A 12,151-nucleotide genomic window follows, 5' to 3' on the forward strand; every position below is an offset into this window, starting at 1 on the left:
GTCGGCGGGGGTCAGCCGCGCAGGGCCGCGACGGCGTCCGCCAGTGCGGACGGTACGTCCCGCACCAGGGTGTGGGCGCCGTCCCGTACGACGTGGCGGCCGCCCACGACGGTGTGCCGGACGTCCGCCGCGGTCGCCGCGAACACGGCCGTCTCGGCGCCCAGTCGCGGCAGCGGTCCCGCCGTCCGGACGGAGTCCAGGGCGACGGTGGTGAAGTCGGCGAGCGCCCCGGGTTCCAGGATGCCCGCGTCCGTCCAGCCCAGGGCCGCGTGACCGTCCGCCGAGGCCGCGCGGAGCAGGGCAGCGGCGGTCCAGTGGCCGCGGGTGCGGGTGCGCAGCCGCTCGTTCAGTTCCATCGCGCGCGCCTCTTCGAGCAGGTCGATGACGGCGTGGCTGTCGGAGCCGAGGGAGAGCGGGGAGCCCGCCCGCTGCAGGGCGGCGGCCGGGCCGATGCCGTCGGCCAGGTCGCGCTCGGTCGTCGGGCACATGCAGGTGCCGGTGCCCGAGCCGCCGAGGAGGGCGATGTCCTCGTCGGTGAGGTGGGTGTTGTGCACACCGGTGGTGCGCGGTCCGAGGACGCCGTGGTCGGCGAGCAGCTGCGTGGGGGTGCGGCCGTGCGCGGCGCGGCAGGCGTCGTTCTCGGCGGTCTGCTCCGACAGGTGCACGTGCAGCGGGGCCCGCCGGTCCTCCGCCCACCGGGCCACGGTCGCCAGCTGGCCGGCGGGCACGGCCCGTACGGAGTGGACGGCCGCCCCGATCCGTGCGTGGTCCCGTTCCCGGAGCACCGCGCAGCGTTCGGCCCAGGCCTCCGCGCTGCCGTCGGAGAAGCGCAGCTGGTGGCCGTTGGGCGGCTCGCCGAAGCCGGCGGACAGGTAGCAGGTGTCGAGGAGGGTGATGCGGATGCCGGCCTCGGCGGCGGCCGCGATCAGCGCCTCGCCCATGGCGTTGGGGTCGGCGTAGGGGGTGCCGCCGGGCGCGTGGTGCACGTAGTGGAACTCGCCGACGCAGGTGATGCCGGCCAGCGCCATCTCGGCGTACACCGCGCGGGCGAGGGCGTGGTAGGTCTCCGGGGTCAGGTGGTCGGCGACGGAGTACATCACCTCGCGCCAGGTCCAGAAGGTCCCCGAGCCGACCTGGACGGTGCCGCGCAGCGCCCGGTGGAATGCGTGGGAGTGGGCGTTGGCCAGACCGGGCAGGGTCAGGCCGCGCAGGATCTCGGCTCCGGGCGGCGGGGTGGGCGTGCCGGTCCGGACGGCGGTGATCCGGCCGTCCGCGACGTCCACCGCGACGCCCGGCTCGACGTGGGTGTCGAGCCAGGCGTGCTCCAGCCAGTACGTCCGTGTCGTCACGTGCAGGCCAGCCCTTCCAGTACGTCGGCGAGTGCGCGCACCCCGGCCACGCAGTCGTCCTCGGCCGCGGACTCCGCCGGGGAGTGCGAGACGCCGGTGGGGTTGCGCACGAACAGCATGGCGGTCGGGATGCTCCCGGAGAGGATTCCGGCGTCGTGTCCGGCGCCGGTCCCGAGGACGGGCACGGTCAGCCCGGTGTCCCGGCCGAGGATGCGGCCGAGTTCGTCGCGCAGCGCGTGGTCGAACTCGACGACCGGCGTGAAGGACTCCCGGACGACGTCGAGGTCGATGCCGTGGGTGTCGGCGTACGCGCGGGCCGCCTTCTCGATCCCGCCGACGACCGTGTCCAGGGTCTCCTGGTCGGCGGCGCGGGAGTCGAGCCAGCCGCGCACCAGCGAGGGGATCGCGTTGACGCCGTTGGGTTCGACGGCGATCTTGCCGAAGGTGGCGACGGCACCGGCGAGTTCGGCCTCCCGGCGGGCGGCGAGGACGGTCTCGGCGTAGGACAGCATCGGGTCGCGGCGGTCGGCGAGCCGGGTGGTGCCGGCGTGGTTGGCCTCGCCCCGGAAGTCGAACCGCCAGCGGCCGTGCGGCCAGATGGCGCTGGCGATGCCCACCCGGTCGCCGGACAGGTCGAGCGCGCGGCCCTGTTCGACGTGGAGTTCCACGAAGGCGCCGATCCGGCCGAGCCGCTCGGGGTCGGGCCCGATGGCCTCCGGGTCGTATCCGGCGGCCTCCATGGCCCGCGGCAGCGTCACGCCGTCGCCGTCGGTGAGCCGGTGCGCGGCCTCGACCGTCAGCTGTCCGGCGGTGAGCCGGGAGCCGACGCAGGCGAGCCCGAAGCGGGCCCCCTCCTCGTCACCGAAGTTGACGACGGCGAGGGGCTTGGTGAACCGCGCGTTCCTGCCGCGCAGTTCGTCGAGGGCGGCGAAGGACGACACCACGCCGAGCGGTCCGTCGAAGGCACCCCCGTCGGGCACCGAGTCCAGGTGCGACCCGGTGACGACGGCGTCCCCGGCCGAGGGGTCCCCGAGCCAGGCCCACTGGTTGCCGTTGCGGTCGACCTCGTAGCCGAGTCCGCGGGCCTCCGCCTGCTCCTTGAACCAGAGCCGGCACTCGGCGTCCGCCCCGGTCCAGGCGTAGCGGCGGTAGCCGCCGGAGGCGGAGCTGCGGCCGATCGGCAGCAGCTCCGCCCACATGCTGTGGAAGGTCACGCCTGGTCACCCTCACGCATCGGCACCCGGACCCCCCGCTCGCCCGCGACGGACTCGGCGATGTCGTATCCGGCGTCCACGTGCCGGATGACGCCCATGCCGGGGTCGTTGGTGAGGACGCGCCGGATCTTCTCGCCGCCCAGCTTCGTGCCGTCGGCCACCGTCACCTGGCCGGCGTGGATGGAGCGGCCCATGCCGACGCCGCCGCCGTGGTGGATGGAGACCCAGGAGGCGCCGGAGGCCACGTTGACCATGGCGTTGAGCAGCGGCCAGTCGGCGATCGCGTCGGAGCCGTCGAGCATGGCCTCGGTCTCGCGGTACGGGGAGGCGACGGAGCCGCAGTCGAGGTGGTCGCGGCCGATGGCCAGCGGGGCCGCCAGCTCACCGGAGGCGACCATGTCGTTGAAGCGCTCGCCGGCCTTGTCGCGCTCGCCGTAGCCGAGCCAGCAGATACGGGCGGGCAGGCCCTGGAAGTGGACGCGCTCGCCGGCCATCTTGATCCAGCGGGCCAGGGACTCGTTCTCGGGGAACAGCTCCAGGAGCGCCTTGTCGGTCTTGGCGATGTCGGACGCGTCGCCGGACAGGGCCGCCCAGCGGAAGGGGCCCTTGCCCTCGCAGAAGAGGGGGCGGATGTACGCGGGCACGAAGCCGGGGAAGGCGAAGGCGCGGTCGTATCCGGCCAGCTGGGCCTCGCCGCGGATGGAGTTGCCGTAGTCGAAGACCTCGGCGCCGGCGTCCATGAAGCCGACCATGGCCTCGACGTGCTTCGCCATGGACTCGCGGGCGCGGGTGGTGAAGCCGGCCGGGTCCTTGGCGGCGGCGTCGGCCATGTCCTCGAAGGCGACGCCGACGGGCAGGTAGGCCAGCGGGTCGTGGGCGGAGGTCTGGTCGGTGACGATGTCGATGGGGGCGTTCATCGCGAGCAGCTGCGGGACCAGCTCGGCGGCGTTGCCGAGGACGCCGATGGACAGCGGCCTGCGCTGGTCGCGGGCCTCGGTGGCGAGCTGGAGCGCGTGGTCGAGGCTGTCGGCCTTCACGTCCAGGTAGCGGTGCTCGATGCGGCGCTCGATGGCGCGCGGGTCGCAGTCGACGCAGATCGCGACGCCGTCGTTCATCGTCACCGCGAGGGGCTGGGCGCCGCCCATGCCGCCGAGGCCGGCGGTGAGGGTGATGGTGCCGGCCAGGGTGCCGTTGAACTTCTTCGCGGCGACGGCGGCGAAGGTCTCGTAGGTGCCCTGGAGGATGCCCTGGGTGCCGATGTAGATCCAGGAGCCGGCGGTCATCTGGCCGTACATGGTCAGGCCGAGGGCCTCCAGGCGGCGGAACTCCTCCCAGTTGGCCCAGTCGCCGACGAGGTTGGAGTTGGCGATGAGGACGCGCGGGGCCCACTCGTGGGTCTGCATCACGCCGACCGGGCGGCCGGACTGGACCAGCATGGTCTCGTCCTGCTTGAGGGTGCGCAGGGTGCGGACCATCGCGTCGAAGGAGCGCCAGTCACGGGCGGCCTTGCCGGTGCCGCCGTAGACGACGAGCTTGTCGGGGTGCTCGGCCACCTCGGGGTCGAGGTTGTTCTGCAGCATCCGCAGGGCGGCTTCCTGCTGCCATCCCAGGGTGCTCAGTTCCGTGCCGCGCGGTGCTCGAACGGGGCGGGGTCCCGACATCGTCTGCCTCCTCTGTTCCTACGTCTATTCACATCCTGACGTTCTGAATAGAACTAGTCAATACATCGGGGCGGCCACGTCGGCCCGCGGGGAGTGTTTGGCTGGAAGCACCGGTATCCGAGACAGGACGGGGCAGCCGTGGAACGGGAGATCGAGAGCGAGGCCGGGGAGCGTGCCGGCCGGCGGGACGAAGCGGTGCGGGCGGCGGTCGAGCGGGGGCTGCTCGGGCCGGACGCGGCCGTGGTGGGACTGCTGGACGTCACCGGCATCCGGGAGTCGGCGGCGGCCCTGCGAGCGGCGTTCGACGCGGTGTCGGCGCCCGGGACGCGCGTGCTGCACGCCTTCGCGGTGAAGGCCACCCCGCTGGTGCCGGTGCTGCGGCTGCTGCACGAGGCCGGCATCGGCGCGGAGGTGGCGAGCCCCGGGGAGCTGGCGCTCGCCAGGGCCGCCGGGGTGCCCGCCGAGCGCACGGTGCTGGACTCGCCCGCCAAGACCCCGGCGGAGCTGCGCGAGGCACTGGCGCTGGGCATCGCCGTCAACGCCGACAACCCGCAGGAGCTGGCGCGGATCGACGCCCTGATGCGGTCGGCGCCCAGCCGGTCCCCGCTCGGCCTGCGGGTCAACCCGCAGATCGGCGGCGGCACGATCGGGGCGACGTCCACGGCCACGGAGACGTCCAAGTTCGGGGTGGCGCTGCGCGACGAGGGCGCGCGCGAGTGGGTCGTCCGGGCGTACCTGGAGCGGCCCTGGCTCACCCGGCTGCACGCGCACACGGGCTCGCAGGGCATCCCGCTGGCCCTGATGGCGCGGGGCACGGCGGAGACCTTCGCACTCGCGGAGGAGATCAACGCCCGCGCGGGACGGCACCAGATCGACACGCTCGACATCGGCGGCGGACTGCCGGTGAACTTCGACTCCGAGACGGCGGCACCGACGTACGAGCGGTTCGCGCGGCTGCTGCGGGAGGAGGTGCCGGGGCTGTTCGACGGGCGCTACGGGCTGGTGACCGAGTTCGGGCGGTCGCTGCTGGCCAAGCACGGGACGGTGGTGGCGCGGGTCGAGTACGCCAAGAGCGCGGGAGGCCGGCGGATCGCCGTGACGCACGCGGGCGTGCAGGTGGCGACGCGGACGGTGTACGCGCCGGGGGCCTGGCCCCTGCGGATCGCCGCGTACGACGCCAAGGGGCGCCCGAAGCCGGGTCCGGAGGTGGTGCAGGACGTGGCCGGCCCCGCCTGCTTCTCGGGCGACCTGCTGGCCGAGGGGCGGGCGCTGCCCCTCCTGGAACAGGGCGACTACGCGGCGGCACTCGATACCGGTGCGTACTACTTCGCGCACCACTACGCTTACAACTCCCTGGCCCGCCCGGGGATCTACGGCTTCGCGCCGGACGGATCGGGCGGTGTCGCCTTCGCGACCGTCCGGGAACCGCAGACGGTGCCGGAGGTCGTGGCCGAGTCCGGAGGGGCGCACGCGGCGGCACTCACCACCCTGGGGGCGCCCGAGCGCCGTTGACCCGCCCCGGCCGCCGTCGAACAAATGGGCCAAGTGGCGTGAAACACACGTCAGTTGAACCACTCTAGTACGCCGGGTGCACGTTCCACTGGAAAATGCCAAAGGCCTCACCTCCCGCACACACGTTGCGTAGTGTCTCTGTCACTCAGCCGGAGTCCCAGGCGGGAGGGGAGCCACGGTGCCCGGAATCGACGAGTGCCTGCTGGAAGCGATGCGGTTGCCGGGTGCCCGGGGAGCCGCGCTGGTGGACTGGACGAGCGGCCTCGCTCTCGGCACGGTCGGGGACGCCCCCGGCGGCGACCACGAGACGACCGCCGCCGAGGCCGCCGAACTGGCCCGGATGGCCGCGGAGCACGGTGCCTTCACCGTCGGCGAGGCCGACGGCGACCGCCCTCCCGTGGAGGACGTGATCGTCAGCAACCGCGACAGCTACCACCTGCTGCGGTTCGTGGACACGTCCTTCGACAGCAGCGTGTTCCTCCACCTGTGGCTCGGACGCGAGGACGGCAACCTCGCGCTCGCCCGCATACGCCTCGGTGAGATGGCTTCCCGGCTGGTGCTGGGATGACCATGGTCCGCACACCTCCGCCGCCCCTGCCGGTGCGGGACAAGGCGGGCACCCGCGCCCTGTCGCCCATGCTGACCCGGCTCGCCGAGGAACGGGCCACCGGCGTCCTGTTCCGCGAGCACGGCACCCTGTACCTCGCCGAGGGGCGGGTCGTGCACGCCGAGAGCCCCCTCGCTCCCGGTCTCGACGTGCTCCTCACGGCCCACGGCACCCTCGCCACCACCGCCTGGCAGTGGGCGGCCCAGCGGTCCACCGGCCCCCTCCAGGCCGCCGAACTCCTCCTGGAGTCGGGCCTGCTGCCCGCCGGCGCGCTGGAACTGTGCCATCTGGACGCGGTGTACGACGCCGGATACTTCGCCCTCGCGCCGAGCAGCACCCCGGGCCAGTTCCGCTACGACAACACACCCCGGATCGGCCCGCTGCCCTCGGTCCCGGTGGTCGCGCTGGAGCGCGAGACGCTGCGCCGCCGGCTGCTGCTGCACCGGCTGTGGCCCGACCCGGCGGCGGACACCGCCCCCCTGATCCGCGCGGACCCGACCACCGGCAGACCGGTCACGCCCCGGCAGCGGGCGGTCCTGGACCGCGTGGACGGCGTCCGCACGGCCGTCGTGATCGCCCGGAACCTGGGCCGGCAGGCCTTCCACACCCTCGTCGACGTGCGCCGGCTCGCGTCAGCCGGCCATGTCGCCCCGGAGGCGCTCGTGTTCCCGCAACCCGTACTGCCGCCCCCACCCCCGGTCACCGACCCCGACATCGCGCTGCTGAAGAGGCTCAGGGATGCGCTGGAGGCGCTTTGAACGGCACCGCCCCGCCGAGAGGAGAGAGCTGATGGTGTCCGACGAGGACCGTCAGACGGTCCTGGACGAGCTGCACCGGCTGCGCAACCGGGTGCCCCAGCTCACCGGCGCGCTCGCGGCCGGCGTCGACGGTCTCGTCGTCGCCCACGACACCCCCGGGGTCGACCCGGAGGGGCTGTCCGCGCTGACCGCCGCCTCGCTGGGCGTCGCCGTACGCGTCGCCGACGCCACCGGCCACGGCGGCTTCCGGGAGCTGCTGGTCCGCGGCGAACGCGGCTACGTCGCCACCTACGCGGCCGGCCGTACCGCCGTGCTGACCCTGCTCGCCCAGGACCGGGTGAACGTCGGCCGGCTCCACCTGGAGGGCCGCCGGTCCGGCGCCCGCATCGGAGAGCTGCTCGACGCCGTCGAGGCCGCGGCCCGGGCCGCCCGTCCGACCGGGCGTCCGCTGGGCGCCGTCAGCGGCGCGCCCCGATCCGCCCCCGGCCGAACCGAACCCCCCGCACCACGAGCGCCGACGCGCGCACCGCAACCGACAGTTGAACACTCCGAGAGGAACCACCATGGCCAACACCGAGACCGCGCTGAAGGAAGCCCTCACCACCATCGAGGGCGCCACCGGCGTCGCACTCGTCGACTACACCAGCGGCATGGCGCTGGGCACCATGGGCGGCAGCAAGACCTTCGACCTGAACGTGGCCGCCGCCGGCAACACCGACGTGATCCGCGCCAAGATGCGCACGATGGAGATGCTCGGCCTCAAGGGCGACATCGAGGACATCCTCATCAGCCTCTCGGACCAGTACCACCTGATCCGCCTGCTCAAGAGCCGGGGCGGCAACGGCCTGTTCCTCTACCTGGTCCTGGAGGCGAACCGGGCCAACCTGGCGATGGCCCGGCACCAGCTGAAGAAGATCGAGGCCGAACTGGAGGTCTGAACCCCCGGGTCAGGTCCTCACACGAGGGCCGCGGTACGGCGGCGGGCCCCACCCGGGGCCGCGTCGCCTGCCGCGATGCCGGTACCCCGCAGGCCCTTCACGGACCTGCCCGCCGGACGGCCGCCCCGCCGGTCCAGCCAGTCGACGCGCACCCACAGCAGCGTCTGTTCCGCCCGCTCCCGCCGGCCCAGCCAGGCCGCCTTCAGCCGCAGCCCGGTGCCGACCCCGGCCAGCAGCATGCCGCCCGCCGCGGGGACCACGAAGGAACAGCCGAGCGCCACGGCGCCGGCCAGCAGCAGCCACCAGCGGTGCCCCCGGCGCCAGTTGCGCACGGTCACCGCACGGTCCTGGAGCACGTCGTGCTTGCCCGCACGGGACGCGCCGCGCGCGAGGGCGGTGTACCGGCCCCGGCGCACCAGCGGCACCACGGCGGCGCCGATCAGGAACAGCGCGGCACCGGCCGTCACCCCGATCCGGCGCCCCGTCACCCCGGGCACCAGTACGCCGACACCCGCGGCGAACACCCCGAGCCACCACATCGGCGCGGCCCCCGCCCGCACGACGACGGCCACCCGCGCCAACCCCTGCCCTCCGCGCGCCACGCCTGCCTCCCGTGTCACGTCCGTGTCGGTCACCCTTACCGGCAGGGAAGGTAGCGGCCCAACGTGAGACGAGTCTGAGAACCCGCGCGCCGGTTCACTCCACGAACAGGCCCCGCGCCGCCGCGTTCGCGTCGAACTCCTCCAGGCGTGCCTGCGCGTCCGGCAGGTCGTCGCAGAGCGCCTCCAGCAGCACCCGGCCGAGCAGCATCGGCGCGCACGCCGTGTCGAAGGCGAGCCCGGTGCCGACGGCGGCGGGGAGCAGCAGGTCGGAGTGCCTGGCGACCGGCGCGAACGCCGAGTCGGCGACCGTGACGACGGTCAGGCCGGCGTCCCTGGCATGGGCGAGGGTGTCGACGACCTCGCGCGGATGCCGGGGCAGCGCGAAGCACAGCAGGGCCGAGGCACCCGCGCGGACGGCCGCGTCGATCCGGTCGTGGATCATCGTGCCGCCCTCGTTGAGCAGCCGGACGTCCGGGTGGACCTTGGCGGCGAAGTAGGCGAAGCCGTAGGCCTGGGAGGCGGCGGCCCGCAGGCCGAGCACCGGCAGCGGACGGGAGGCGGCCAGGATCCGGCCGGCCCGCTGCACCGGCCGGGGGTCGGCGAGCAGGTCGGCGAGGTGCCTGAGGTTCTCGATCTCGGCCTCGACGGCCTGCTGGTACTCGTTGTAGGAGCCGGCCTCGGCGGCCGGTTCGGCGGGCACGACCTCGCGCAGGTGCTTGCGCAGCGCCGGGTAGCCGTCGAAGCCGAGCGCGACCGCGAACCGGGTCACCGACGGCTGGCTGACGCCCGCCAGCTCGGCCAGCTCCACGCTGGAGAGGAAGGGCACGTCGGAGGCGCGCCGGACCATGCTGTGCGCGATGCGGCGCTGGGTCGGGGTGAGCCGGTGCCCCTCGAAGAGCGCCTGGAGCCGGGTGGCCGGGCTGTCCGCCGCGCCGGACGTCATGCCGGACGCCCCGGTCGTACCGCTGTCCACGCTCATGCCGCGCTCCCCCTCCAGATGCCCCGGAACCGGCTTCGCCTCTCGCCGTCCCGGGAGAGTACAGCGTGGCCGTACGCGGCGGGGGCGGACGGAGTCCTCGGAGCACCGCGCGGCACATGCACCACGACGCGAGTCGGCATCGGCCTCGTCCTCCCCTCGCACCCGGGATCGACCACGACTACCTATTCACCTACCAAGTACTCTGCATGACTCTATACAACCGGTACAAGGGGATCCCCCGGCCGGACCGGGGGGCTAGCCCCAGTGCGGCCGCCCCGGCCGCTCCCTAGGGTGGACGCCATGAGCGCATCGGACCCGCGGGACGTCGGCCTCAGGGACGACCCCGACCTGAAGAAGGACCTCGACGCCACCGTGCGGGCACGCAGGGACCTGGGCGACGACTACGACTCCGCGCTCGTGGACTCCTTCCTGGAGCGGGTCGAGCAGCGGATCGACGACGTGGTGGACCGCCGGGCGCGGCGGCACCTCGCCGAGCAGCAGATGGCGGCCGCGCGCGGCACCCGGCGGCCCCGGCCGGCCGACTCCTGGGCCGAGCGGTACGGCTTCGCCCTCATCACGCTGGTGCTGGCGATCCCGCTGTCGGCGATCGCCGGCGGTCTCGCCGGGCTGTCCGGGATGGTGGTCGCCTGGATCGGCATCGTCGGGGTCAACGCGGTGCAGGCCGTACGGGTCAACCCGGAGCTGTTCGCCGGCCGGCGCCGGGACCGGTCCGCCGAGGACCGCTGAACGGAGCAGTTCCGCCGGGCCGTTCACGCCTGCCGGGTCGGCAGCACCACGATCTGGCGGAGGTTGACGTGCCGGGGCCGGCTGGTGACGTAGGCGACGACGTCCGCGACCTCGGCCGCCGCGAGCCCGCCGATCGCGTCGAACATGCCGTCCAGCTGCCCGGCCAGCTCCGCGCTGTCGACGTGCGTCTTCAGCTCGGTGTCCGTCAGCCCCGGCTCGATGTTGGTGACCCGGACGTCCCGCGGTCCGAACTCGGTGCGCAGCGACTGCGACAGGTACGTGACGGCCGCCTTGGTCGCCCCGTACACCGCGTAGTCCGGGAAGGGCACGTGGGCGCCGATCGACGAGACGTTGACCAGGTCGGCGGTGCGGCCCTCGGTGGCGGCCGCCACCAGGTCGGCGGTGAAGGCCCGGATGATCCGCAGCACCCCGGTGACATTGGTGTCGAGCATCCGCTGCCACTCGTCGAGCCGGCCCGCGCCGACCGGGTTCGGCAGCATGACACCGGCGTTGTTGACGACGAGGTCGACGGCCCCGAACGTCTCGTGGACCAGCTCCCGGGCGGCCGCGACGGACGCGTCGTCGGTGACGTCGGCGGTCACGGCCAGCGCCCGGCCGCCGTCCGCCCGGATCTTCTCCACGACGGCGTCCAGCCGCTCGGCGCGCCGGGCCAGCAGCGCCACCCGGGCACCCTGGGCGGCGAGCTGGAGCGCGACGGCCTCGCCGATGCCGCTGGCGGCCCCGGTGACGACGGCGGTACGGCCGGACAGGTTCTCGTACGACATGGGTGTTCCCCCTGGATCGCCTCGCCGGGGCGTCTCCCCGGCGGCTGACACCACCCTCGCCGCATCCGGCGGCCGTACCCAGGGATGCGCTTTTCCTGGGTCTGCCAGTACCAGGTTCGCGGGCCGTCGCTGCCCTACGATCGAGGGCATGAACGGGGAATGGCGAGAAGGGGAGGTCGGCGACTTCCTGCGCTCGCGCCGCGCCCGGATCCAGCCCGAGGAGGTGGGGCTGGCCGCGCACGGGCGGCGCCGGGTGCCGGGCCTGCGCCGCGAGGAGGTGGCCCAGCTCGCCGGGGTGAGCGTGGACTACTACATCCGGCTGGAGCAGGGCCGGGGGCAGAGCGTCAGCGACGCCGTCCTGGACGCGATCGCGCGGGTCCTGCGGCTGGACGAGACCGAGCACGCCTACCTGCGGACGGTCGCCCGGCCGCCCCGCCGGCCCCGCGAGCGGCGGACGCCCGTGTCCCGGGTCCGGCCCGGCATCCGCAGACTGCTGGACGGCATGGAGCGCAGCCCGGCGTTCGTCCTGGGCCGCCGCATGGACGTCCTGGCGTGGAACGCGCTCGCCGACGCGGTGAGCGGCTTCAGCCGTACGGCGCCCGCCGTGCCGAACGTCCCCCGCCAGGTCTTCCTCGACCCCGCGGGCCGGGACCTCTACCCGGAGTGGGCCGCGGTGGCCGCCCAGACCGTCGCCCATCTGCGGCTGAACGCGGGCCGGTACGCCGACGACACCGAGCTGTGCGCGCTGGTCGGCGAACTGTCGCTGAAGAGCGAGGACTTCCGCAGGCTGTGGGCGGACCACGAGGTCGCGGAGTGCGCGTACGGCGTGAAGAAGGTGCGGCACCCCGTCGCGGGCCTGCTGACCCTGCCGTACGAGACGCTGACGGTCCCCGCGGAACCGGAGCAGACGATCGTCGTCTACACACCGGAGCCGGGCTCGGAGACCGCCGAGCGCCTCACCCTGCTGGCCAGCTGGGAGTCGAGCACCGCCCGCTGAGC

Annotated in this window: 12 protein-coding genes and 1 pseudogene; 7 read left to right on the forward strand and 6 right to left on the reverse strand. The window is 74.0% G+C overall.

Features of this window, described 5'->3' with window-relative positions; all coding sequences use genetic code 11:
• Positions 1-11 precede the first annotated feature (11 nt).
• From N8I86_RS16755 to hutU, 3 genes are read right to left on the reverse strand one after another with little or no spacing between them, the layout of a single operon-like run.
• Positions 12-1,349, reverse strand: coding sequence for a formimidoylglutamate deiminase (locus N8I86_RS16755; protein WP_073901399.1), 1,338 nt, complete (start codon positions 1,347-1,349; stop codon positions 12-14).
• A complete protein-coding gene (locus N8I86_RS16760) occupies positions 1,346-2,563 on the reverse strand; it encodes an allantoate amidohydrolase (protein WP_073901401.1) in 1,218 nt (405 codons plus the stop codon). The genes N8I86_RS16755 and N8I86_RS16760 overlap by 4 nt, the downstream gene beginning before the upstream one ends.
• Positions 2,560-4,224: a urocanate hydratase gene (gene hutU / locus N8I86_RS16765; protein ID WP_073901403.1), complete on the reverse strand. Its 1,665-nt coding sequence runs from the start codon at positions 4,222-4,224 to the stop codon at positions 2,560-2,562. Before hutU ends, N8I86_RS16760 begins: the two co-directional genes overlap by 4 nt.
• A gap of 138 nt (positions 4,225-4,362) precedes the next feature.
• On the opposite strand from hutU, the gene N8I86_RS16770 reads away from it, so the two are divergent.
• The 5 genes and pseudogenes from N8I86_RS16770 to N8I86_RS16790 all read left to right on the forward strand — a co-directional run bounded on the left by N8I86_RS16770 (position 4,363) and on the right by N8I86_RS16790 (position 8,039).
• Positions 4,363-5,736, forward strand: a complete 1,374-nt coding sequence (locus N8I86_RS16770) for a type III PLP-dependent enzyme domain-containing protein (RefSeq protein WP_263278141.1) — start codon at positions 4,363-4,365, stop codon at positions 5,734-5,736.
• A gap of 178 nt (positions 5,737-5,914) precedes the next feature.
• Positions 5,915-6,304, forward strand: coding sequence for a hypothetical protein (locus N8I86_RS16775; protein ID WP_073901407.1), 390 nt, complete (start codon positions 5,915-5,917; stop codon positions 6,302-6,304).
• Complete coding sequence (locus N8I86_RS16780) at positions 6,301-7,101, forward strand: hypothetical protein (protein WP_073901409.1); 801 nt, start codon at positions 6,301-6,303, stop codon at positions 7,099-7,101. The genes N8I86_RS16775 and N8I86_RS16780 overlap by 4 nt, the downstream gene beginning before the upstream one ends.
• Before the next feature lie 31 nt (positions 7,102-7,132).
• Positions 7,133-7,508, forward strand: a pseudogene (locus N8I86_RS16785) (roadblock/LC7 domain-containing protein); the annotation flags it as partial.
• Between the two features lie 156 nt (positions 7,509-7,664).
• The gene (locus tag N8I86_RS16790; protein WP_073901413.1) at positions 7,665-8,039 is read left to right on the forward strand and encodes a roadblock/LC7 domain-containing protein; all 375 of its coding nucleotides are present in this window, start codon (positions 7,665-7,667) and stop codon (positions 8,037-8,039) included.
• Positions 8,040-8,056: 17 nt separating this feature from the next.
• On the opposite strand, the gene N8I86_RS16795 is transcribed toward N8I86_RS16790, so the two are convergent.
• Both N8I86_RS16795 and N8I86_RS16800 read right to left on the reverse strand, forming a co-directional pair.
• A complete protein-coding gene (locus N8I86_RS16795) occupies positions 8,057-8,611 on the reverse strand; it encodes a hypothetical protein (RefSeq protein WP_073901414.1) in 555 nt (184 codons plus the stop codon).
• Positions 8,612-8,735: 124 nt separating this feature from the next.
• Positions 8,736-9,620 (reverse strand): MurR/RpiR family transcriptional regulator, encoded by an 885-nt coding sequence (locus N8I86_RS16800; RefSeq protein ID WP_382987486.1) that lies wholly within the window; start codon positions 9,618-9,620, stop codon positions 8,736-8,738.
• A 300-nt stretch (positions 9,621-9,920) separates the two neighbouring features.
• Here N8I86_RS16800 and N8I86_RS16805 point away from each other — a divergent pair, with 300 nt between their 5' ends.
• Positions 9,921-10,367, forward strand: a complete 447-nt coding sequence (locus tag N8I86_RS16805) for a hypothetical protein (protein WP_073901415.1) — start codon at positions 9,921-9,923, stop codon at positions 10,365-10,367.
• Between the two features lie 23 nt (positions 10,368-10,390).
• On the opposite strand, the gene N8I86_RS16810 is transcribed toward N8I86_RS16805, so the two are convergent.
• Positions 10,391-11,152 carry an SDR family oxidoreductase gene (locus N8I86_RS16810; protein WP_263278142.1) on the reverse strand — a complete coding sequence of 254 codons (762 nt, stop codon included), beginning with the start codon at positions 11,150-11,152 and terminating at the stop codon, positions 10,391-10,393.
• Positions 11,153-11,300: 148 nt separating this feature from the next.
• Between N8I86_RS16810 and N8I86_RS16815 the strand changes: the two genes are divergently transcribed.
• Positions 11,301-12,149, forward strand: a complete 849-nt coding sequence (locus N8I86_RS16815) for a helix-turn-helix transcriptional regulator (RefSeq protein ID WP_263278143.1) — start codon at positions 11,301-11,303, stop codon at positions 12,147-12,149.
• Positions 12,150-12,151: the final 2 nt, after the last annotated feature.

The sequence above is a fragment of the Streptomyces albidicamelliae genome, assembly GCF_025642175.1.
Lineage (GTDB): Bacteria > Actinomycetota > Actinomycetes > Streptomycetales > Streptomycetaceae > Streptomyces > Streptomyces albidocamelliae.

Excerpts from the sequence above, each read along its gene's own strand:
- hutU (WP_073901403.1), bottom strand. The coding sequence starts at position 4,224 with ATGTCGGGACCCCGCCCCGTTCGAGCACCGCGCGGCACGGAACTGAGC.
- N8I86_RS16780 (WP_073901409.1), top strand. The coding sequence starts at position 6,301 with ATGACCATGGTCCGCACACCTCCGCCGCCCCTGCCGGTGCGGGACAAG.
- N8I86_RS16790 (WP_073901413.1), top strand. The coding sequence starts at position 7,665 with ATGGCCAACACCGAGACCGCGCTGAAGGAAGCCCTCACCACCATCGAG.
- N8I86_RS16800 (WP_382987486.1), bottom strand. The coding sequence starts at position 9,620 with ATGAGCGTGGACAGCGGTACGACCGGGGCGTCCGGCATGACGTCCGGC.
- N8I86_RS16805 (WP_073901415.1), top strand. The coding sequence starts at position 9,921 with ATGAGCGCATCGGACCCGCGGGACGTCGGCCTCAGGGACGACCCCGAC.
- N8I86_RS16810 (WP_263278142.1), bottom strand. The coding sequence starts at position 11,152 with ATGTCGTACGAGAACCTGTCCGGCCGTACCGCCGTCGTCACCGGGGCC.
- N8I86_RS16815 (WP_263278143.1), top strand. The coding sequence starts at position 11,301 with ATGAACGGGGAATGGCGAGAAGGGGAGGTCGGCGACTTCCTGCGCTCG.